General features: G+C 67.8%; 17 protein-coding genes and 1 pseudogene. 15 read left to right on the top strand and 3 right to left on the bottom strand.

What is annotated here, in order from left to right; translation table 11 throughout:
- Positions 1–43 precede the first annotated feature (43 nt).
- Positions 44–688 (bottom strand): HNH endonuclease family protein, encoded by a 645-nt coding sequence (locus D7147_RS24740; protein ID WP_233563403.1) that lies wholly within the window; start codon positions 686–688, stop codon positions 44–46.
- Between the two features lie 167 nt (positions 689–855).
- On the opposite strand from D7147_RS24740, the gene D7147_RS24735 reads away from it, so the two are divergent.
- The 7 genes from D7147_RS24735 (at position 856) to D7147_RS24705 (ending at position 6,035) form a co-directional block, all read left to right on the top strand.
- Positions 856–1,197 carry a VOC family protein gene (locus tag D7147_RS24735; protein WP_120681740.1) on the top strand — a complete coding sequence of 114 codons (342 nt, stop codon included), beginning with the start codon at positions 856–858 and terminating at the stop codon, positions 1,195–1,197.
- 136 nt (positions 1,198–1,333) lie between these two features.
- On the top strand, positions 1,334–1,759 hold the full coding sequence (locus tag D7147_RS24730) for a GNAT family N-acetyltransferase (RefSeq protein WP_120681738.1): 426 nt from the start codon (positions 1,334–1,336) through the stop codon (positions 1,757–1,759).
- A gap of 81 nt (positions 1,760–1,840) precedes the next feature.
- Positions 1,841–2,422, top strand: coding sequence for a DUF3592 domain-containing protein (locus D7147_RS24725; RefSeq protein WP_120681736.1), 582 nt, complete (start codon positions 1,841–1,843; stop codon positions 2,420–2,422).
- 125 nt (positions 2,423–2,547) lie between these two features.
- Positions 2,548–3,798 carry a glycosyltransferase gene (locus tag D7147_RS24720; RefSeq protein ID WP_120681734.1) on the top strand — a complete coding sequence of 417 codons (1,251 nt, stop codon included), beginning with the start codon at positions 2,548–2,550 and terminating at the stop codon, positions 3,796–3,798.
- Positions 3,799–4,017: 219 nt separating this feature from the next.
- The gene (locus D7147_RS24715) at positions 4,018–5,052 is read left to right on the top strand and encodes a questin oxidase family protein (RefSeq protein WP_120681732.1); all 1,035 of its coding nucleotides are present in this window, start codon (positions 4,018–4,020) and stop codon (positions 5,050–5,052) included.
- A gap of 64 nt (positions 5,053–5,116) precedes the next feature.
- The gene (locus D7147_RS24710) at positions 5,117–5,470 is read left to right on the top strand and encodes a hypothetical protein (RefSeq protein ID WP_120681729.1); all 354 of its coding nucleotides are present in this window, start codon (positions 5,117–5,119) and stop codon (positions 5,468–5,470) included.
- 118 nt (positions 5,471–5,588) lie between these two features.
- Entirely contained in the window at positions 5,589–6,035 is a 447-nt protein-coding gene (locus tag D7147_RS24705; protein WP_120681727.1) for an Rv0361 family membrane protein, read from the top strand.
- A 178-nt stretch (positions 6,036–6,213) separates the two neighbouring features.
- On the opposite strand, the gene D7147_RS24700 is transcribed toward D7147_RS24705, so the two are convergent.
- Together D7147_RS24700 and D7147_RS24695 are read right to left on the bottom strand one after the other, a co-directional pair.
- The gene (locus D7147_RS24700; RefSeq protein ID WP_158609390.1) at positions 6,214–9,015 is read right to left on the bottom strand and encodes a M20/M25/M40 family metallo-hydrolase; all 2,802 of its coding nucleotides are present in this window, start codon (positions 9,013–9,015) and stop codon (positions 6,214–6,216) included.
- A 743-nt stretch (positions 9,016–9,758) separates the two neighbouring features.
- The gene (locus tag D7147_RS24695) at positions 9,759–10,508 is read right to left on the bottom strand and encodes a sigma factor (RefSeq protein ID WP_120681723.1); all 750 of its coding nucleotides are present in this window, start codon (positions 10,506–10,508) and stop codon (positions 9,759–9,761) included.
- A gap of 364 nt (positions 10,509–10,872) precedes the next feature.
- On the opposite strand from D7147_RS24695, the gene D7147_RS24690 reads away from it, so the two are divergent.
- The 8 genes and pseudogenes from D7147_RS24690 (at position 10,873) to D7147_RS24655 (ending at position 20,803) form a co-directional block, all read left to right on the top strand.
- A complete protein-coding gene (locus tag D7147_RS24690) occupies positions 10,873–11,991 on the top strand; it encodes an NAD(P)/FAD-dependent oxidoreductase (protein WP_120681721.1) in 1,119 nt (372 codons plus the stop codon).
- 70 nt (positions 11,992–12,061) lie between these two features.
- A complete protein-coding gene (locus tag D7147_RS24685; RefSeq protein WP_120681719.1) occupies positions 12,062–12,814 on the top strand; it encodes an SDR family oxidoreductase in 753 nt (250 codons plus the stop codon).
- 251 nt (positions 12,815–13,065) lie between these two features.
- On the top strand, positions 13,066–13,908 hold the full coding sequence (locus tag D7147_RS24680) for an endonuclease/exonuclease/phosphatase family protein (protein WP_120681717.1): 843 nt from the start codon (positions 13,066–13,068) through the stop codon (positions 13,906–13,908).
- A 680-nt stretch (positions 13,909–14,588) separates the two neighbouring features.
- The gene (locus tag D7147_RS24675) at positions 14,589–17,135 is read left to right on the top strand and encodes a S8 family serine peptidase (protein WP_120681715.1); all 2,547 of its coding nucleotides are present in this window, start codon (positions 14,589–14,591) and stop codon (positions 17,133–17,135) included.
- A gap of 336 nt (positions 17,136–17,471) precedes the next feature.
- Positions 17,472–17,967 (top strand): annotated as a pseudogene (locus D7147_RS33580) (site-specific integrase); the annotation flags it as partial.
- A gap of 444 nt (positions 17,968–18,411) precedes the next feature.
- Positions 18,412–18,678 (top strand): hypothetical protein, encoded by a 267-nt coding sequence (locus D7147_RS24665; protein ID WP_120681713.1) that lies wholly within the window; start codon positions 18,412–18,414, stop codon positions 18,676–18,678.
- A gap of 539 nt (positions 18,679–19,217) precedes the next feature.
- Positions 19,218–19,709, top strand: coding sequence for a hypothetical protein (locus tag D7147_RS24660; protein ID WP_120681711.1), 492 nt, complete (start codon positions 19,218–19,220; stop codon positions 19,707–19,709).
- A 245-nt stretch (positions 19,710–19,954) separates the two neighbouring features.
- Entirely contained in the window at positions 19,955–20,803 is an 849-nt protein-coding gene (locus tag D7147_RS24655) for a YwqG family protein (protein ID WP_120681709.1), read from the top strand.
- The last annotated feature ends 31 nt before the right edge of the window (positions 20,804–20,834 follow it).

The following is a 20,834-nucleotide window of genomic DNA, read 5'->3' as shown; positions in this document are numbered from 1 at the left end:
CCGGCAGGCGTACCGACGACCCGTCGGGGCGACGCCAGTCCGGTCAGGAGGAGCAGGTGCTCAGCATGCTCTGCAGCGCCGACTTCTCCGCGCTCTGCAGCTTCAGGTTCCAGGTGAACTTGGTGCGGATCCACATCTTCGCGTAGGTGCAGCGGTAGGCGGTCCGCGACGGCTTCCACGTCGACGGGTCCTGGTCGCCCTTGGCCTGGTTGACGTTGTCGGTGACCGCGATGAGCTGCGGACCGCTCAGGTCGTTGGCGAAGGACTGCCGGCGGGCCGTCGTCCACGAACTGGCTCCGGACCGCCACGCCTCCGCCAACGGCACCACGTGGTCGATGTCGACGTCCGCCGGGTTGCTCCACGTCGCACCGTCGTACGGGCTGTACCAGCTGCCCGACGTGGCCGCGCAGGCCCCGTCGACCTGCACGCCGCTACCGTCGCGCCGCAGTACCGTCTCGCGGGTGTTGCAGCTGCCCGAGATCGTGATCCAGTGCGGGAACGCCTCCCGGCTGTAGCCGCTCATACTGCCTTCGGCGGCGACGGTGAGGCTGTTCAGATTGCTCTGCGCGGTCGCCTTGCTCGGAATGCCGGGCGGGGCGGCGGCGGCCGGTCCGGCGATGAGGGTCGTCGTGGCCGCCGCAGCGGCGGCGGCGAGGGTTGCGGCGAGGAGCCGGGTACGGCGTCGCACAGGTGCCTCCCGAGGCGTTGGGTGCGGGACACTCAACGTCGTCGATCGGTGTGATCGCCCCGCAACGGGCAGGTGACCGGACCTCTACGCACACCCGAAGCTCCGGGGTCGGCGCCGGCACCTCGACCTCCCCCACCCGCGGCCGGTGCGGCGCTAGCCTGACGGGCATGGCCGTCGACCTGTTCGCCGGGATCCCCGTCACCGACTACCCCACGGCGCTGAGCTGGTACGAGACGCTGCTCGGCGCCCCGCCGGCGTTCATCCCGAACGACATCGAAGCCGTGTGGGAACTCGCCGAACACCGCTACGTCTACATCGAACTGCTCCCCGAGCACGCCGGCCATGCCCGGCACACCGTCTTCGTGGGCGACCTCGATGCCCGGGTGGCCGCGACCGCCGAGCGCGGACTGGAGCCGGCGAGACGGGAGACGTACGACAACGGCGTACGGAAGATCACCTACGTGGATCCCGACGGGAACGAGATCGGGTTCGGCGGCGAGCCGCTCTGACCGGGGGCCGGCTCGACACCGGCCACCACTCGCCGGTTCGACGGCCACCCGCCGGTCTCGACGGCCGCCCGCACCCACCCGGCTCGCCGCGGCCGCGGCTAGACTCGCCGCCGCCCCTGCGGGAAGGACCGGCGTGATGATCGAGATTCGACAGTTCGGCTGGCCGGACCACGAGGCGGTGGTCGGGCTCTGGGCGTCGGCCGGTCGCGACGTCGTACCCCGCGACGAGCTGGCCGCGAAGCTGCAGCGCGACCCGCAGCTCTTCCTCGTGGCCGTGGCCGACCAGACGGTCGTCGGAGTGGTGCTCGGCACCTACGACGGCCGGCGCGGCTGGATCCTGCGCCTGGCGGTCGACCCGACACGCCGCCGGCAGGGCATCGCCAGCGGCCTGATCGGCGAACTCGAGGCCCGGTTCGCGGCCCTCGACTGCCCGAGAGTGAACCTGCTGGTCCTGCCGGAGGACACCGGGGCGCTCCGGTTCTGGCAGGCGCTCGGCTACCTGCCCTGCCCGGACGTGCTCTGCTCCAAGCCGATGACCACCCCCGAGATCAGGATCACTTGACGGCGACCGGCCGAACCGGCGCCCGTCCTCCCCTCGTGGGTGCGGTGACAACGCCGCACACGTGACCGGAGGAGAGCCGACATGGCCAACCAGATCTTCAGGAGGGTGGCCGGGATCCTGACCGGCCGGGCGGCGCGCACCGCCGCCGGTGCGACGCTGGTCGCCGACGGGCTGGTCGGCATCGACGTTCCGGGCGGACGCAGACGCACCGGCATCGTCGGATCCCTCGTGGTGGTCGCCGTCGGTCTGCTCTTCGTCGGGCTCGGCTGGTGGTGGCACGGCCAGCACCAGCCCTACCCGGACGGCACCTCGGCGACCGCCACCGTCACCCGGATCACGACCTCCCGCGACAGCGACGGCCGGACCATGTACTCGCGGGTGCTCACCTTCACCGCCTCGAACAACCAGCCGGTGGAGTTCACCGAGCCGGAGAGCAGCACCAACCGCCCGACCATCGGCTCCACCGCCACCGTCTCCTACCGCCCGCAGGACCCCGGCTCGGCGCGGGTCATCCCGGAGACCGACTGGATCCCGTACGGCATGATCGCGCTCGGCGCGCTGGCCGCGCTCATCGGAGCGGTGACCTTCCTCGTCCGCCTCGTCACCCTCGTCGCCGGCATCTACCTGCTGGCCAGCGCGGCCCGCCGCCGCGTCGGCGGATGAGGCGAATCTGACCCCGGCCCCGGTCGGCGTCGCGCAGATCACTCGAACCCTCGCCCGCGATCCCTCGTGCTAGAGACGCGCCCGACCGTCTCGGGCCCCGACAGCACGCAGACGAAGGAGCTCCCATGGCCAAGGTGATAGTCGGCGCGACCCCCTTCCAGGGACACGTGAACCCCGTCCTCACCGTCGCGGCGGACCTGGTCAAGCGCGGACACGAGGTCGTCGTCTACACCGGGTCCCGGTTCGAGGAACGCGTGCGGGCGCTCGGCGCGCGGTTCCGGGCGCTGCCGCCGGAAGCCGACCTCGACGACCGGGAGTTCGACAAGGCGTACCCGGTGCGGGCCACGCTGGCACCGGGGCCCGATCAGCTGGCCTTCGACTTCGAGAACATCTTCGTCGGTCACCTGCCCGCGCAGGTGCGGGGACTGCGGGAGCTGCTGGCGGAGTTCCCCGCCGACGTGATCATCGGGGAGCTCGGATTCCTGTCGATCCCGCTGCTCAGCCTCTCCACGGCCGCCGAGGACCGCCCGACGCTCGTGACGCTGGGCAGCATTCCCCTGCTGCTGCCGCACGGCGAACCCGCCCCGCCCGGCGCTGGCCTCGAAATCCCGCAGGTCCTGGTCGAGCTGCAGAAGTTCAGCGAGGCGACGTTCGAGTCGCTGGGCGCCACCCTCGCCGAGCCGCTCTTCCACGCCCCGGTTCACCGTACGGACCACTATCTGCAGCTGACCGTGCCCGGCTTCGAGTACCCCCGCAACGACCTCCCGGCGAACCTCCGGTTCGTCGGCACGCTGCCCCCGGCCACCGGCGGCGACCACCTGGAGCCGGCCTGGTGGCCGGAGCTCTCCGCCGACCGGCCGGTGGTCGTCGTCACCCAGGGCACCGTCGCCAACGGCGACCTGCACGAACTGGTCATCCCCACGGTGCGTGCCCTGGCCGATCTCGACGTCCTCGTGGTGGCCGCCACCGTACGCGAGGACGGACCGGACCTGGTACGCGAGGCCCTGACCGAGGTGCCGGAGAACGTGCGGCTCGCCGGCTTCGTGCCGTTCGACCGGCTGCTTCCGCACGCCGACGTGCTGGTCACCAACGGCGGTTACGGCGGCGTGCAGACCGCCCTCTACCACGGCGTACCGCTGGTGGTCGCCGGCGCCAGCGAGGACAAGCCGGAGGTCGCCGCCCGCGTCGAGTGGAGCGGCACCGGCCTCAACCTGCGCACCGGCACCCCTGCGGTGGCCGACCTGCGCGCCGCCGTACGGACCGTGCTCGACCAGCCCGGATACCGGTCCCGGGCCAAGGTCCTCGCCGAGGAGATCGGCGGGTACGACCCGTTCCAGGCGATCGCCGAGATCGTCGAGACGGCCGCCCGCCGCTGAACGGCCGAAACGGCAGCTGAGCTCCGAACTCGCGCGGCCCGCCCGGGCCACAGCCGCACCACCGTGGCGACGGCCACCATCCTCGATCTCCACGCTCCGTCCGGGGAGCACCGGGCGGTGGCCGTCCGACCGCACGAACCGCGTGCGCGCGTCGCCCCCAGCACGCCACCCACGACCGCCTCTTGACCTGAACCAAACTTCAATTCCTAGCCTCGTGGCATGACAGGCTCCATGCTCGACGAGGCGTACGAACGCGTGCAGCACACCGGACCGGAGCGGAACGGCTGGCTCTCCAACCACGCCCCCATGGCGGTGGAGGCACTGACCCACCGCGGCCACGGAGAAACCGTCCACCGCTGGCTCGACTCCTACCTCACCCAACTCGAAGACCGCCCACGCGGCATCTCCGCCATCTCACCCGAACAGTGGCGGGACCCGCTCGGCGACCCGGTACGCACCGGCGACTGGCTGAACTACTTCGACCGCGAACTCGCCGACGAGCCCTGGCGCGACGTACTCGCCCGCTGGTGGCCACGCCTGCTCCCCGGCATCGCGGCCGGCGCCACCCACGGCGTCATCCGGGTCGGCCACGCCGCACGCGCGCTCCTCGACCAGGAGACCGGCCCGCGCATCACCGAACTCGGCCAGGGACTGGCCTACTGGGCCGCCCGCTGGCAACCGCTCGCCGCACCCGGCAGCGGACCGTACCCCAGCACCGATCCACGGTCGGCGCTCGACGCCGTCCCCCTCGTACCCGACCAGCGCGCCGGCATCCGCGCCCGCCTCGCCCAACTGGCCGAGCTGCCCGCGTGGCCGGCAACGGCCGGCGCGGTGCCCGGCGGCGACAACGACGACGTCCGCACGCGCCTCGCCGGGATCGTCGACGCCGCCGTGATCCGCCACGGCACCCACGGGTACGCCAACCCCGTCATGCTCGTACACGCCGCCACCGCACCCAACGCCGTCCTGCGCGCACTGCCCGCCCTGCCGGAGACCCTCTGGGCGCCGAGCCTCGCCGCCGCCTGGGCCGCGACAGCCGCCGTCACCGCCGCCTACGCCCCGCCCGTAGCGCGCCCCGCACCGGACGTCCACCCCGGCCTCACCGTCGACGAGGTCATGCAACAGGCGACGGCCAGCGCCGACGCCCACGCCATCAAATTCGCCGACACCGCAGCCGACACGTACGGCCGCAGTGGCGACCCCGCCGTCCTCGCCACCGCCGCCCGAACGACAACGCAGATCGCCGACGACTGACGACCCGGCAGTCCAACGCCAACGGCCCTGGCAGCCACCCGTGAGCACCCCCTAGCCTGAGCCGGTGCCCGATCACACCCCACGCCGGTCGCGCCTGAGCGGCCTGTGGGCCTGCTTCGTGGGTGGCGCGCTTCTCGCGTTGCTGTTGGCGATCCTCGACCCGATCACGCGCAGGGAGGACTGCCCGAACTACGGCGGAAACGGCAACGCGAGCTCCTACGCGAACCCCGCCTGGGACCTCTACCTGCCACTGCTGCTGCTCGTTTGGATGGTGCTCATCGTCGTCGAACAGGCTCTCCCCATCACCCGGCGCAACCGCGATCGGTTCGATGTCGCGACGCGGGCGGCCGCCGCGGTCGGGATCTCGCTGGTCAGCTCGTGCTGCTTCATCCTGCCGATCCAGATCGTCTGCCACTGACCGCGAACCACAACAACCAGGGCTCGTTGCAAGGCTCGCCCTATCGAGCCGAGGGCCGGGCAGCCGGTGTCGTCACCACGCGCAGAACCCGGTTGCCCGCTCCTCCTAGCCTGCGGCCATGGCATACGAACCGATCATGGTGCCGCCGAAGAACCCGCAGCGAAGACGGACCGTGCTCGTCGTCATCGGTGTGGTGCTCTCCCTCTGCTGCCTCGGCGGTGTCGTCGGCGGCTTCGTCCTTCGAGACGTGTTCCAGCAGGCCACCGGGCCGGCCCGGGACACTGTGGACACGTTCGCCGAAGCGATGATCGGGCGGGACTACCCGACGGCCTACGGGCAACTCTGCGGCCAGCTACGGAACCGGCAGAGCCAGGCCGACTTCGCCCGCGAACAGGCCGAAGCCTTCACCCCCACCGACTACGAGATCGTCGGCCTGAGCGTCGTCAACAACAACGGCCGGCTCAACGGGCGAGCAGATGTGCGCTGGACCCTGCCGAACGGCACCAGCGGAACCCAGGTGCTCACCCTGGTCAAGGAAGACGGCGACTGGCGCATCTGCGGCTGAGACCACGCCCTCCCGGCGCCCGATGGCGCACAACGGAAGTGGAGCCACCACCTACGGCAATGGCTCCACTTCCGTTGTCACAGTGCCTCGCAGTCCGGCGGCCGCTGACCTCGAGTCGAGGCGTCCTGCCGCCGCGCGTGCCCTCTCGTACGCGTGCTGAGCTTCCGGTTCACCCGCGTCAGACGATGCAGATCTTGCGCACCTGGGTGTTGCCCTTGGTTTCGACGTACACCTGGTAATCGCCGACGCGGTAAACGCCAGAAGCGTTGTTGTGGATGGTGAACGTGGCCGTCACCGGAGACTTGCTGCCGTTGACGTGGGTCTGCTGAACCGTGATGGTCAACTCGTTCTTGCTGCCCTTCAACTTCCTCACCACCGCCGACGGCTCGGCATCGACGACCGCGTTGGCGACCGTCACGTAGACCGCATCGGGCGAGGAGAACTCCGCGTTCTTCTGTCCGTCACCGAACACGAAGAAGCCCCGTTGTTCGATGGCTCCGCGCCCGGGGAACGGATCCGGGTTCGAGGCCAGGTACGTCGGATTGACCTTGTACAGGTCCGTCTTCGAATCAGCGAGAACGGGCTTCACCCCGGTGTACGGGGCATCGGTGATCCCGAGGTTGACCGACAGGTAGATCGCGTCGGGGTTGTTGGCCGAGATGCGCGAGGAGAAGTACTTCTCCGCACTCTGCCCCGCGGGAACGGCCAGCGGCACAACCCTGTCGCCGACGAGGATGTTGAACTGGAAGTCGCCGTAGCCGCCGGCGATGAACTTCGCCCAAGCCGCGTCCGACATGTGGTCGGGGCGCTCCACCTTGAACTCCAGGCGCATCGGCGCCACGTACGTGCTGTTCAGGTACTCGGTGTCGGTCAGGGGCAGGTAGACCCCGCCCGGGGCGTGCCCCAGTGCGTAAGCCGAGGCCGTCGGGGTCGAGTTGCCGCGCCCGTTCCACATCGGGATGTTGAACGAGGTGGCGCCGAGCAGCGCCTGGTTGCCCAACTGGCTCGTGCCGACGGCGGCCGACGCGTCCTTGTAGGTGCCGATCGTGACGTCGAGCAGGTCGAGGTCCGCCCGGTCGGCGTTCAGCCCCGGCATGTCCGCCCACATGAACTTGGCACCCGCAGGCCCGGAGTACCGGGCCATCTCCAGCATGCCGTCGGCCATCATCTTGGTCATCTGCACAGCCGAGTCGACCTTCATCCGCTCGTTGGCCGTGTGCCACCAGCGCTCGTTACCCGGGATCACCGCGCCGAAGGCGGTCATCTTGTTGCGGAAGCTGCTGGCCAGGGTTCCACCGGTCGTGCCCTGCGGATAGACCACGTCCCGCAGGGAGTACGGATCCGCGAACTCCTTCGGGTTGCGGTTGATCGAGGCCTGGTAGCTCCCGAACTGAAGAGCCGTCAGCGGGTTGTCGTGCGTGACGTACAACCCGGCGCCGACGGGCGAGCCGAGCTCGCCGATGGTGAACCCCTTCGCCTGGAAGGCGGCCGTGACCGCCGCCGTCGCCTGGCCGGAGTCAGCCGCGTTGACGTGCATGCTGCGCACGAACATCGGAATGCTGAGGCTGCCGGTGGCGTCCGTGTAGAAGCTCGTCGGGGTCTCCGAGTTGATGCCCCCCATGAGGGCGAACGTCAGGTTCGGCGTGCCGTTGCTCGGGTTGCGCAACAGGCTCGCCGGGATGCCCATGTACTTGCCGAGGTAGGCCTCGCCTTCGACACCGTCGCGGAAGAACAGGTCGGCGATGCCGTCGGCGGCCTTCTTCAGCTGCAGGTCAGCGGCCGTGATCTTCAGTGCGCCGAGCCCCTCGGCGAGGAGGAACATTCCCCACACGACGGCATTCTTGCCGTACTGCGGGGTCGGCATCTCCATCGCCACATCGGTGTTGATCTCCAGCGTGAGCGAGTCGCCGGTGATCGTGGTCCGCACCTTGGGCGTGGTGCGGGGAGCGGCCGGAAGCCAACCCTTCGAGGTTGCGGCAGCCTTGATCGCCGATACGAATCGGTTGCGCTCGGCGGGGCCGGCCTTCGCCAGGTCGAGGGTGAAGATGGCCCGCGAGGCGATCTGCGTGGTGCTGCCGTAGGCGATGTCCTTGAGCGTCGGATCGCCTTCACGCAGGGTGACGCCGGCTGTGGCACCCGTCAGCCGGAAGGCCTTGGTGCTGTCCGCGGACAAGCTCATCGACACCGACGGCGTCACCGACCCGGAGTTGCCGACGATGACCGGGAACCGCGAGTCGGAGGTGTACCCCGCGATCGGGATCTCTTCCCGGTTGAGGTTCTTGTAGGCCCAGTTGTCGTAGAAGCTCGGGTTCGAGTTGTACGGGATGGCCTGGAAGGTGGCGGTGTTCGTCGTCGAGGGGGTGCCGGGGCCGCCGTCCTCGTAGATTCCCATGACGATGCGGATACGTCGGTCGAGGGGCAACCCCGCCTCGAGCAGCGCCTTCGCGGCGAGCAGCGTCGCCAGCGTCGGGCCGCTGTCGTCCTGCAGGCCCGCCCCGTAGACCCAGCCGTCCTGGACATAGGGCGAGTGGTACGCACCAGGAGTGCCGAGGTTGCCATCGGCGTCCCGCCAGCGCGCCAGCTGAGCCGGCGAGACGGAGGCCGTCGGCGAGTCGAGGTGACTCAACGCCATGACCATCTCCGGGGCGTCCGGGTCACCGATCTCCGCGTAGACGTACTTGTCCGCCTGGCGTTGGACGACCACCGGGAAACCAAGGTCGGTGGCGAGCTTGACCACCCAGGCGAGCTTGGCGACCTTGCGGTCGTACTCGTACTGGTTGGCTTCGGTGTTGCTGACCGGGAAGGGGTACGCCGTCGCGGCGGTGCCGCCTCGCGAGATGGAGTCGTAGCTCGACCCGTCCAGCATCGCCCCGATCAGACTGAGCGAGTCGTAGGTGCCGTCCCCCGCCCGCGCGCTCTTGACGCGTCCGGCCAACGCCTCGACTTCCGCGTGGATCGCGTCGCGCTCGGCGTTGGTCACCGACAGGTCGTAGGTGACGCTCGGCTGGAAGCGTTCCTCGCCGGAGCCGGTCGCGGACGCGGACGCGGGCCCGCTAGCCGCTACACCTGTGGACAGGAGCAATGACATACCAAGTGTCAGTGCGAGAGGTTTCTTCCGCATCCCCGTGATCTCCCTGAATGGTCAGACCCAAAAAACGTCGGATGATCTTCGTACGCGAGACCCTTTCAGGCTCTTCCAAACTTGTCAATGAGCCTTTCTGAGCAACGGTTCGTGGCGCTGCGTGGTCCGGTGGGGCAGTGGTGTCCGACGTGGAGGACGACGAGCGCCGCCCGGGCTCTTCGTGCGGCCTGGCCGCCCGCGGGCTGTCACCGGTGCGCTGGCCGGCGATGGCCAGAGGCGCGGCGGCGGGCCGTCGGCCCGGCCCGGTTCGGAGGCGCGCGGCCTGCGACACGGGACCGCCTTTATAACTCCACAATGGACACGCAAATACCATCCGGGCCACCACAATGGGGTGAATGTCGATGGCCCACCAAGCGGCGCCATCTCAACAAGCGTCAGCCCATTCCTGCCAAGTGCCGATGGAGCCCACTCCCCGCGCCGAGGGACGTTACCGCGCCGGAGTCAGGCGATCGACAGGCCAACAGGCAGTAGTCGTTACACGTCCACGGTGAAGACCGCCCTAGGCCCATGTCCGACCGGCCCGAATGTCGAGGCGAACCGGGCCGGGGCCGTCCCGTGGAAGCGGCCCCGGCCCTGACGGTTCAGCCGAGTTGGTCGGTCCAGCCGGTGCGGAGGATCAGCTGGTACATGCTGATCCGCACCGGCGAGAGGCTCAACACCTCGTAGGCGAGCAGCTCCCCGGTCTCCGGGGCGAAGATCAGAAGAGACTGCTGGTCGTGCTCGCGGTCGTCGAAGGTGATGGCCACACCCTTGCGGCCGGCGCGATCGACCATTTGACCGCGCCACCGGAACCCGGGCACGTCGGCAAGGACCCGCAGAATCTCGGCACGGGTGCGGCGCGGAACGACGTACAGCCCGTACACCCCGCCGACCTGCTTGGTGACGGCGCCGCCGCCGTACTTGATGTGGAGCAGCCTGGTCAGCTGGACACTGCCCGATGGCAGCGGCGCGAAGTCCATCGGTGGCAGTGGGATGCTGGAGGCCGCGGGGGTTCCGGAGGCGGCAGACTCCGGCTCGCGGCGGCGCTGCCAGCAGTCCCGGGACTCCTGGTCCGGAGCAGCGTCGGTCATCGGCAGTAGGTCCGGCGCGGCTCTCCGAGCCCGCCATTCGTTCGCGAGCAGGCGACGAGCCACCCCGTACAGCCAGGGCAGGCAGCGGTCCGGGACGTCGCGGCGACGCCGCCAGGCGATGACGAACACCTCCTGGGCAAGCTCGACGGCCGCCTCCCCGTCGGCGAGCCGCCGCTGGCCGTACCGCACCACGTGTCCGTACTCGGCCGCGTAGACCCCGGTGAACCAATCCTCATCGCGTTCCCCCGGTGACCCATCCAAGACTCCCGCCTGGTCGACGAACTCCCACCCTGGCTTGTGTCACCTCCGGCCCGATGATTACCGCTGATCACCTGTGCGGAATTTGATGGTTGTATGCGCTTTTGTCGCGTTCGGCGGGTCTCGGCCGCAGCGGGGCTGCTGACCCCAGCCGCTTCCCCCTGCACCCCTCGCGGAATACCGGAGACCCATCTCCGTTATACAGTGTGACGGTGATCCGGAGACAGCTCTCCGGTACAGGCAAGGAGGTGGCCGCCACGGCGGCGTCCCAGATCACCGGCCTGCTCGGCGAGATCTGACCCACCGATCGGCACCTCTGCACCGATCAGAAGACCGCACACATCCCCCCGAAATTAGGAGAACCCTGATGACCGAGAACACCCAGCCACGCCCGACGGTCGTGGTGCTCGGCGGCGGCTACAGCGGGATCACCGTCGCGAAGGCTCTCGACGACATCGCCGACGTGACGCTCGTCGCCCCCTCGGACGCGTTCGTGCACAACAACGCGGCCTGGCGCGCCCTGGTCGAACCGGAATGGGTGGACCGGATCTTCCTGCCCTACGAGCGGCTGCTGAACCGCGGCCACTTCCTACGGGACCGCGCGGTGTCGGTCGACGGCCGGCGGGTGACGCTCGCCTCCGGCCGGCAGCTCGAGCCGGACTTCCTGATCCTGGCCACGGGCTCCAGCTACCCCTTCCCCGCCAAGGTCGACGAGCCGAACGCCGAGACCGGGCGGGCGAAGTTCCGCCAGGCGCACCAGGCGCTACTCGACGCCGGTCGGGTGCTCGTGGTCGGCGCCGGCCCTACCGGACTGGAGCTCGCCGGGGAGATCAAGGCCTTCTACCCCGACAAGCACGTGACCATCGTGGGCGTCGCCTCCGACATCCTCGTCGGACCGTTCGACCAGGAGTTGCGCGACGAGCTGCGGCGACAGCTCGACAAGATGGGCGTCGAACTCAAGCTCGGCAGCCCGTTGCTGAGCCTTCCGGCGGCGGCCCCGACCACGGCGGCCTCGATCGCCGTGACGACCGAGGCCGGCGATGAGCTGAGCGCTGACGTCTGGTACCAGTGCTTCGGCATCACACCGGAGACCGGGTACCTGCGCGGTCCGCTGGCCGCCGCTCGACGCGACGACGGGTACGTCCACGTCGACGAGTACCTGAGAGTCGGCGGCCAGGACGGCGTCTTCGCCGTCGGCGACATCACCGACGCCGACCGCAACGGCACCGGTACCGCCGCGGCGCAGGCCAACCTGATGGCCGCGAACCTTCGGGCGTTGATCACCGGCACCGGCGAACTCACCGCATACCGCCCCGGACCGCTGGCCATCGCGATCCCGCTGGGCCCCGAGGGTGGCGCCGGACAGCTCCCCGGACTCGACGGCGTCGCCGGAGCCGAGGTCATCGCCGACCTCAAGGGACGCAACATGCTGGTCGAGCCGTGGGCCGGGCTCTTCGACGCGTCGGCCGCGACCGACCACCACTGACCGCCGACCGGGCAGCCGGCGACGCGCCGGCCGCCCGGCACCGAAACACGACCATCATTTGGGAGAAGCTATGGGACGGGTCGACGGCCGGGTGGCCATCGTCACCGGCGGTGCACGCGGAATGGGCGCCGCCATCGTCAGAGCCTTCGCGGCCGAGGGCGCGAAGGTCGTAATCGCGGACATCCTGGACGCCGAGGGCCAGGCCCTGGAGGCCGAGCTGGGCGACCGGACACGGTACCGGCATCTGGACATCACCGACCACGCACGGTGGCAGGAGCTGGTACGCGAGACCGAGGAGCAGCTCGGCCCGCTGTCCATCCTGGTCAACAATGCCGCGGTTCAGCTCCCCGGCACCATCGTCGACCAGGACCCCGACACCTTCCGCAAGGTCCTCGACGTGAACCTGTACGGCACGTGGCTCGGCATGCACAACGCCGTGCCTGCCCTACGCCGCGCCGGCGGCGGGGTTGTCGTCAACATCTCCTCGCTGGCCGGTCTCGCCGGATTCGAGCGCCTGGGTGCGTACGTGGCCAGCAAGTGGGGCGTCCGTGGACTGACCAAGACGGCCGCCCTCGAACTGGCCCGGGACAACATCCGGGCCGTCTCCGTACACCCGGGTCCCATCCGGACCCCGATGCACCCGCCGGCGGCCGACCCGATGCTCGCCGCGCTGCCCATTCCCCGGATCGGCGAGCCCGAGGAGGTCGCCAGCATGGTGCTGTTCCTGGTCGCCGAGGCCACCTTCTCCACCGGCTCCGAGTTCGTCATCGACGGTGGCGCGGCCATCGGCGGCCCCGGGCAGAGCCCCGTCGGCAACGGTTGATCCAGGCCCGGGACGGTCACCGGACCGTCACCGGTCTCCGCTGATCAGGAAGGGCCGTCACCTGGGGGCTTGTCCCCCGGTGACGGCCCTTCCAGAGCGAGCCGTTCGGCGTCAGCCTGTCGACCTTTCGTGGCCCGATGTTCGGCGTCACGTCGATTCGGATCGATATCCTTCGCTCGCCGCCACCGACGGCGGTTCCGTGCGAAGGGGAATCGATGCGCAAGACGACAGCACACTTGTCGGCCCGTGCCGTGGGGGCTCTCGCGGGCGCGGTCGCGCTGGTGGCGGCCCTGCTGCCGGCCACACCGGCCGCCGCGGCGAACGTGCCCTTCAAGGCGGCGACGTTGAACATCTACAACGGGCTGAGCCAGGCCGACTTCGTTCACGACCTGAACCTGATCGCGGCCAAGGCGGACCTCGTCGGTCTCAACGAGGTCGGCAATCGCAAGGCTTTCCTGGAGAGCTGGGCCGCGCAGAACGGCTGGTGGTTGTACGCGCCGGGCGGAGTCAACCAGGCCGGCGAGGCACTGATCGCCAAGAAGAGCATGTTCGACGTACTCGACAGCGGTTCGATCTTCGTCTGTGACACCAACGGTCCGGGCGAGGTGCCGCCCGCGCGGTACAACAACTGGGTCAAGTACCGACACAAGGCCAGCGGCCGCAACGTGACCCACATCAACGCCCACGCGGTGGCCAGCATCGAGAACGCCGGACGGCCGGAGGACCTGCCGCGCACCAGGTGCGCCGAGGCGCAGTTCCAGGGCCTCAAGGACCTGGCGGTCGACAAGCAGGACGAGGGCCAGGTCATCGTCAGCGGTGACCTCAACGTCGACTTCAGCGCCGACCGCGGCTACGGGTACACGAAGTTTCCCTGGCAGGTCTTCGAGGCCAACCAACTGCCGAACCTGCGCTCCAACTACAACCTCTACGGCGAGATGGGCACCGGAACGCACGGCAACCGGCACATCGACTACGTCTACTTCTGGAAGCGGCTGCCCGAGTACCAGCTCATGTGGATGACCGGCTACGACATCGTCGGCGGCACCAAGTCCGACCACAACGGGGTCGTCGCGACCTTCTCCATCCAGAACTGACGTGCTCGCCTTTCCCGCCGGCTACGAGCCCTCTTCACGCTCCCGCTTCAGGCGGGTGGGGCCGGCCCTCGTCGCCGGCGGGATCGCGAGCAACACGACGCAGGTGGCGACGACAGCCACGCGTTAAGCCGGGAGTCGTAGATTCCCGAGATCATTCGCGCACCCGGTATCGCGGATCTCCTCGTCGGGCAGTCGCCAGACCGTCCGGCCTCCCCAACGGGGACCAGGTGGAGCGCCCTACCGGACGAACGACCTGGGCCCCGTCGGGGAAGGCTGGTAGACGTTGTGGTGCCCGCAGACACCTCGGAGGGCGCCTCAACGAGCACCAAGCCAGCCATGAAGCCCCAGCTCAACAGCGACCGAGCTTCGACCAGGACCGTCACTCATCCCGCCCCGCGAGGAGCCCATGGCCCGGCCCATGACAGTTGCAGGCATCGATGAGGGCGTCGCTCAAACCGCTTCTGGTGGATAGAAGTTGCCCTCTTGACGAGGCACTTCTGCCGCAGTCTAATTGGTGATCATGTAGGGAGGCCACGCGTGGGAGAGGTCCAGTTCGCCGTTCTGACGTGGCACGGTTCTCCTTATTTTTGTCTCGACCAGCGCGTGTGGATAATCGGGCTCGGACGCAACAGACCGCACCCGCTCATTAGAGATGTCACCCTTTTGGGAAGGAGCCGGGAATGAGCATGAGGTCCACGAATCGAAGGCAGTTCCTGCGACGACTGGGAGGCACCCTTGCTGCCGGAGCAGGCATCGCGTTGTTTCCGGCCGGGTTCGCCTCGGCATCGCCCAAAACTGGTCCGACATCGACCCCTGGGCATACTGGCGGCGGGCTGGCGTACCCGAAAGGCTGCGCGCAGTGTTCGTACCCGGGAGATCCCGGCTTTGTCGCCAGGAGTCCAGGCGAACTAGATGCGGCTAAAGCCAGTTGGGAAACTCCCGAGTATGGCTACTACACCGGCCACAATCCTTCCAATCCTGGCACAGCGGTCGATTCTCCATGGCAGCTCGTCGCGGTAAACGCGTCCACCGCCTACGCCCTGGGGTACTGCGGGCAGGGCGTCGCGCTGGGCATGATGGACTCGGGCTACAGGACTACGCACGAAGCATTTCAAACCAGGCTTATCGTTCCGGTGAGAGCCGCGGGCGTCTACGGCACGTCCGGCTTCGGGTATCGAAACGCAGCAACCCCGGCGAACCCGTTCACTGCGGGCGAGCCGTTCACTGTGGCCGGTGATCAGGCGAGAACAACTGACTACTCGCACGGGACCGGCATGCTCGGAGTCACCTCCGGCATCCGCGATGATAAAGACCAGCACGGCATCGCCTTCGGATCGGTGATGTATGTTGCCAAGACCGGCGGTTCCGATACCCAGTCCCACGGCCCCTTCCACGATTACGTGTACTGGCACACCGCGAACAAGGCCCTGGTCGACGCAGGCGCCCAGGTCATCAACAGCAGTTGGGGCTCTTATGTCCAAACTATCGACAGAAGTCGCTTCGACGGCCTAGGAAACGACCTCGGAGTCAACGGCAACCTCGCCAACGCCTACCAACTGCGTGGCAAAGACAGCGCCAGCGCCACGGCGATGGCGACCATCCTCCCCAACGAGTACCTGAAGGATCTGGAATACCAGTATTTCCTCTTCAAGAAGAGCTACTCGGAAGGCGGCATTCAATACAACCCGAACCACCCCGGGCGCTCCTTCATGGACGCCATCTGGGACGCCATCAAGGACAGCGGTACCGTCAACGTAAGGTCGGCCGGTAACAACGACTGGAGCAACCCGTTTTACCGCCCGGCGTACCCCTTCTTCAACCCCTTGGCGGAGAGGCAGTGGGTATGCGTCGGCGGAGTGCAACCGCCCACGGCAGCCAATCCTGAATACACGAAGCAGTCCGGGTACAACGAGGCGGGGCTCGCCAAATGGTGGACCGTGTCCACCCCTTCAAACAGCGTTCGGACCACGAACAGCGGTGGTGACACCAACTACTCAAACTCGAGCGGCACGTCACCGGCAACGCCCGTTGCGACAGCAGTGATGGGGGTTCTGCTCTCCCGCTATCCGAACATGGACGCCAAGCAGGTTCGTGAACTGATGTTCACCACGGCGAACAACAAGATGTCCGACGGCGTGAGATTCCTCGGCACCGGGCAAACCTCCCCCTCCGGGGCATCCATCGCCTGGACCGCTCCCGACGGCCTTCCGGACGACCGCTGGGGCTGGGGGATCCCGGATCTGGCCAAGGGCATGTACGGCCCCGGCCAGTTCCTGGGCCCCATGACCTACAACATGGACAAAGCGCCCCTGGACGTCTGGTCGAACGACATCAGCCAGATCGCGATCAAGGCGAGGGAGCGGGAAGATCTGGAGTGGCTGGCCGGCTACAAGAAGCAAGGCATCGCCTACGCCGGTGAATTCGGTCCCAACGTGCTGAACCCGGACGGCACGCTCAACGAACAGTCCTTCATGCTTCAGGGCATCTTGGCTGATCCTTACATCCAAGCCATCACCAACGGCCATCCCGAACTGTACGACAAGATCACCTATGGGGACGCGGTCAAGTGGCGCAAGGAATGGATGGACAAGCGCGCCGCCTACATTCGGAACAACATCGACAAGAACCTCTACACGGCATCTCTGACCAAGCAAGGCTCCGGGACGCTGGTCATGACGGGCGACAACACCTACAAGGGCGGCACGACGGTTGAAGGCGGCAAGCTTTCGATCACCGGCTCGCACGCAAGCTCGATCGACGTCAAGGGCGGCACGCTCGGTGGCACCGGTTTCGTGGCAGGCAGCATCGACGTCGACCGCGGCGTGCTGCAGCCCGGTCTGTCGTCCAAGGAAGCGGCGTCCGCGGCGTCCATCACCCTCACCGACGTCGCGCCCGGCAACGTTCTGAAGGTCGGCGGCGACGTGACCGTCAGCCGAGCGGGTCGCCTCGCCGTCACCATCTCCGGCGACCACGACTACACGAGCGTGCGCGCTGCGGGTGACCTGAAGCTGGACGGCAAACTCGCCCTGGACGTTCGCGCGCCCCTCACTCCGGGCACGGTACTGACGATCATGAGCGGAGACTCGATCAAGGGCAACTTCCATTCCCTTCCGGAACGGCGGGTCCTGAACACGGGCCATCACATGTTCCGGGTGTCCTACCGAAACGGCAAAGTGACGCTGACCGTCGTGCGGAGGCTGCCCGGGGCAGGCGCCGGCCGCTCCTAGGGTCTGTTTCATAAGGCTCACCCTAGCGAGCCGAGGCCCAGACGGCGGGCCGAACGGCGGTCCGGCAAGGCGGAGGTTCGTGCGGATACCGGTGTTGTATCCGGACGAACCTCCAACACCGTCGGTCGTCGCCTGGGGCCGGCGCAGCCGGGCACGGTCTTAGGAAACAGACCCTCGCCGCACGTGGCCTGGCCAGCCAGGCTCAGGGTCGCCTGAGCCTGGCTGACCAGGCCTTCGCCCAGGTTCAGCCGCTCTGACCGCCACGGTCGACAGACCTGCCGAATCTATCCAGAACCCGGTCGTAGGCCTGCGCCACGGCGTTGGCCCCGAGAACCCGGCGAGGAATTCTGCGAGCAGTGCCGTGACAACCACGGCATCAACAAGCAGCTCCAGCGGGTACGCGGCCAGCTCCTGCACCGGGCCACCAAGACCGAGGAGTCCGACGCTCGCCTACCGCTGCCGGCCATCTGCGTCACCGCGCTGCGACTCCGCGATCGGCAACAGGCGGCTGCCAAGGAGAAGGCTGGCGCGGCATGGCACGACACGACACGGGCATGATCTTCACGACCCGCTACGGACTGCCGGTCGAGCCGCGGAACTTCAACCGCTCCTACGACAGCCGCATCGCCAGCGGCGGCGTTCCTAAGATCACGGTCCACGATGCCCGGCCACCTGCGGTTCACTCCGGGTCGACCTGGACGTACATCCCCGGGTCGCCATGGCGATCCTGAGACACGCAGACTTCTCGATCACAATGGAGATCGACAGCCAGGTCTCATCCGAGGCGACCCGAGAGGCCCTGCGGAGGCTCGGCGAGAGCCTCGATCAATGAGCCGTTGCTGTACTTCGCTGCCGTACAAGATCAGAAAAAGCCACCTGGAAGAATCCAGATGGCTTCTGACCTGCGTCGGGACGGCCGGATTCGAACCGACGACCCCTTGACCCCCAGGACGATTTGCTACGCGTTCCTGCACGTCACACACGCTATCCCCAAGATCAAGCCATGCAGCCGACGACATACCCGGCCACCATCGCGCGCACCGTGTGGTCCCCGTCTGGTCCCCGGCATCGGTACGGGTGGCGACGACAGCCACACGGCTTGGGAGTGTGGTCACCGCCGGGAGTCGGACGGCAATGATTTGGCTTGACCTGCCTCATGACACCGGCAGTCACGTCCAGGAGCTGACCGAGGTTGACCCTGGATCCCGTCCCATCGGGCACGCAACGGGCACGCCGCACTCCCTTGATCCCGATCCGGCTGCGCTAGGTTGCCGGGATGAGCGGTGGAGAGGTCATCCTGAAGCTGAGCCACGACCAGGCGCTGGTGCTCTCGGATTGGCTTGACCGCATGGAATCCTCGCGGGCCTTCGCTCAAGTGGTCGACGACCGGGCCGTCTGGTCTGCACTGCACGCCATCAGCGGCACCCTCGACAAGTCTCTGGTCGGCACATTCAGCCCCGACTACGTGCAGCTCCTTGAGGCTGCTCGCCAACGGTTGCTAGAGACGCTGGGCGACTTCGATCCGATGACCGACGAGTTATGAGATCAAGATGGGCGACCCGGCGAGCTGTGCGGATGGGCTTCTAGCAGCGGAAACACCTCTCGACATCTCACACCACTTCCCCGTCGTCCGTCGACCTCTTGCGGACCAGATGCGGACCGCTCACCTGGGCCCGGGTCGGCCCTACGGATACCCTCGACAGAGTGGAACCAAATCCTCAGGACGCGCAGCCACCTGAGTCTCGCTCGAACGTTCATCGCCGATGCCCCGAATGCCGTGGGGCTGCGCGGCTTCCAGGCATGGTGAAGACCACCGGCATGGGTAAGGGGATGGGAAGCGTTTTCGGGCCCTGCCCCACCCGCGATGGTGTTGGCTACCTGGTCGAGGACGACCTAGCGGACTGACAGCTTGGGAATTGCCGATATCCGCCTGTCTACTGGGTCGGCGGCCTAGTCTCGGCGGTCCCTTGTGGCCGTGGCTTACCCCTGCTGTCCCGGCTCAATGGCACGCTAATGGCACGCGACTGCGCTCCTCGGCAGTGGCCGTCCGATCATGCCCGGCCACCTTCGTACGGAGGTTTTGTGAGTAGGACGTGCTTCGTCGAGTTCAATCGCTCGGGCTTCTGGGCGTTGAGCGACAGCCTTGCTGTCCTGCTCGGTCAGGCCGTCGTGGTGGCGGAGGAGATGGCGGCTGATCGGCACTCGGCGGCCCTTGAGGACGTGGTTGACCAACTTCGTGCGAGTGCGGTCGTGACGGACCTTGGCCTACTTGTCGCCGAGGACTGGCGCGGTGATCGACTTGATCTGCTCATCCAGCTGATCGAGGAGGCAAACCGGCGACTGGGTGAGCGTGGGCGCGTGACAGCATCCGAGGTGAGAGGCTGGACGGCGCTTGGCGACGACGTGATCGAGCTGCGGCGCGACACGGTCGATACGGCGCCGGTGGTCGAGCTTGGGCAGGCCGTGTTGCAGCTGCTCCGAGAGCATCTTCCGCCCGCCCCAGAGGGGACGTGGTGGTTCTACGGCGTGGAAGGTGGCCGTCAGACCATCGTCATGCGGAACGTGGAGAGCTGACCCGCCTTGCAGGTCGCCTCGCCCGTCGCCTGGCTACGCTCCTGTCCAGATGCCGGAACCTCAGTTTGGAAGAGCGTGATCAACCGACCGCGATGTCCGAAACGCCTGCGGCCGGCGGTTCACCCGATTGCTTCTCGTGCCCGCTCGTGACCGCTGCGCGCCCCGGTTACTGGCCCATGGATGGCCCGTGACGGCCTCAATCGAGAAGCTGAGAAGATGCGGGCGTGGTTGCTCCCGGATGTGCCATGGCGACGCTGGCGCGTCGCCACTTACCTGCTGCTGTCGCCGACGAGTGGATCGCGCTCATCCGTCCTGCCCTGCACCTGCGACCCGCTGAGTCTGGAGAGCCCGAGGTCGCTCGCTTAGGTGGCCTTCCCGCTCTGCCAGAACACGTTACGTGGCCGCTATGGGAGGGCCACGGGCCGTTGAGCTTTGTCGCGAGCATCGATTGCGAGCGGTTGCCCTCCCATGCGCTCGACATCGCTCTGCCAGCGGAGGGCATTCTCTTGTTCTTCTACCGTCACCCCAGGTGGGACGACGGAACGGTGATCGAGTCGTCCGCACCAGAGACACAGGCAGGCGCTCGCGTCGTCTACCTACCGCCAGGAACGCAGACCGCCGAGCGCGAGCCGCCTGAAGGCACCAACCCGTATCCCCTCGTTCGACTCGCCGCTGATGTCATCGCGAGCGGGCCGGACTGGGAACACCCAGCCCTTCGGGCGGCGCTCGACCGTGTCTCCGACGAAGACCGAGCGTTCATGGATGATCCGATGAACAGTGACCCGTTCCGGATGGCAATGGGCGAAGTCAACTTGGAGCTCGGCCCACAGCACCGGGTCGGAGGTTACGCAGACCCCATTCAGGGCTCGGTCGAGGTCGACGTCGCACGAGCGCAGCTCGGTGGCCGGGTGGCATACGACGATCCGGCCCTGCATGAGGAAGCGCAGCGGTGGACGCTGCTCGCCCAAATAGACAGCGACGACAACGCGGACATGGTGTGGGGTGACCGCGGAGCGTTGTACTGGCTCATCCGTCGCGAGGATCTGGCCGCCGAGCGATGGCAGGCGGCATCGTTTACATGGCAGTGCTACTGAGAGCGGATCTCCTCGTCAAAGAGTGGCCGGC

The organism is Micromonospora musae (assembly GCF_003626545.1).
Lineage (GTDB): Bacteria > Actinomycetota > Actinomycetes > Mycobacteriales > Micromonosporaceae > Micromonospora > Micromonospora musae.
The sequence above is the reverse complement of the archived record's forward strand: the minus strand, read 5'-3'. Positions and strand labels throughout refer to the sequence as shown.

Coding starts and splice junctions, on each gene's coding strand:
- D7147_RS24735 (WP_120681740.1), top strand. CDS start 856: ATGGCCGTCGACCTGTTCGCCGGGATCCCCGTCACCGACTACCCCACG.
- D7147_RS24730 (WP_120681738.1), top strand. CDS start 1,334: ATGATCGAGATTCGACAGTTCGGCTGGCCGGACCACGAGGCGGTGGTC.
- D7147_RS24725 (WP_120681736.1), top strand. CDS start 1,841: ATGGCCAACCAGATCTTCAGGAGGGTGGCCGGGATCCTGACCGGCCGG.
- D7147_RS24720 (WP_120681734.1), top strand. CDS start 2,548: ATGGCCAAGGTGATAGTCGGCGCGACCCCCTTCCAGGGACACGTGAAC.
- D7147_RS24715 (WP_120681732.1), top strand. CDS start 4,018: ATGACAGGCTCCATGCTCGACGAGGCGTACGAACGCGTGCAGCACACC.
- D7147_RS24705 (WP_120681727.1), top strand. CDS start 5,589: ATGGCATACGAACCGATCATGGTGCCGCCGAAGAACCCGCAGCGAAGA.
- D7147_RS24690 (WP_120681721.1), top strand. CDS start 10,873: ATGACCGAGAACACCCAGCCACGCCCGACGGTCGTGGTGCTCGGCGGC.
- D7147_RS24685 (WP_120681719.1), top strand. CDS start 12,062: ATGGGACGGGTCGACGGCCGGGTGGCCATCGTCACCGGCGGTGCACGC.
- D7147_RS24675 (WP_120681715.1), top strand. CDS start 14,589: ATGAGCATGAGGTCCACGAATCGAAGGCAGTTCCTGCGACGACTGGGA.
- D7147_RS24665 (WP_120681713.1), top strand. CDS start 18,412: ATGAGCGGTGGAGAGGTCATCCTGAAGCTGAGCCACGACCAGGCGCTG.
- D7147_RS24655 (WP_120681709.1), top strand. CDS start 19,955: ATGGCGACGCTGGCGCGTCGCCACTTACCTGCTGCTGTCGCCGACGAG.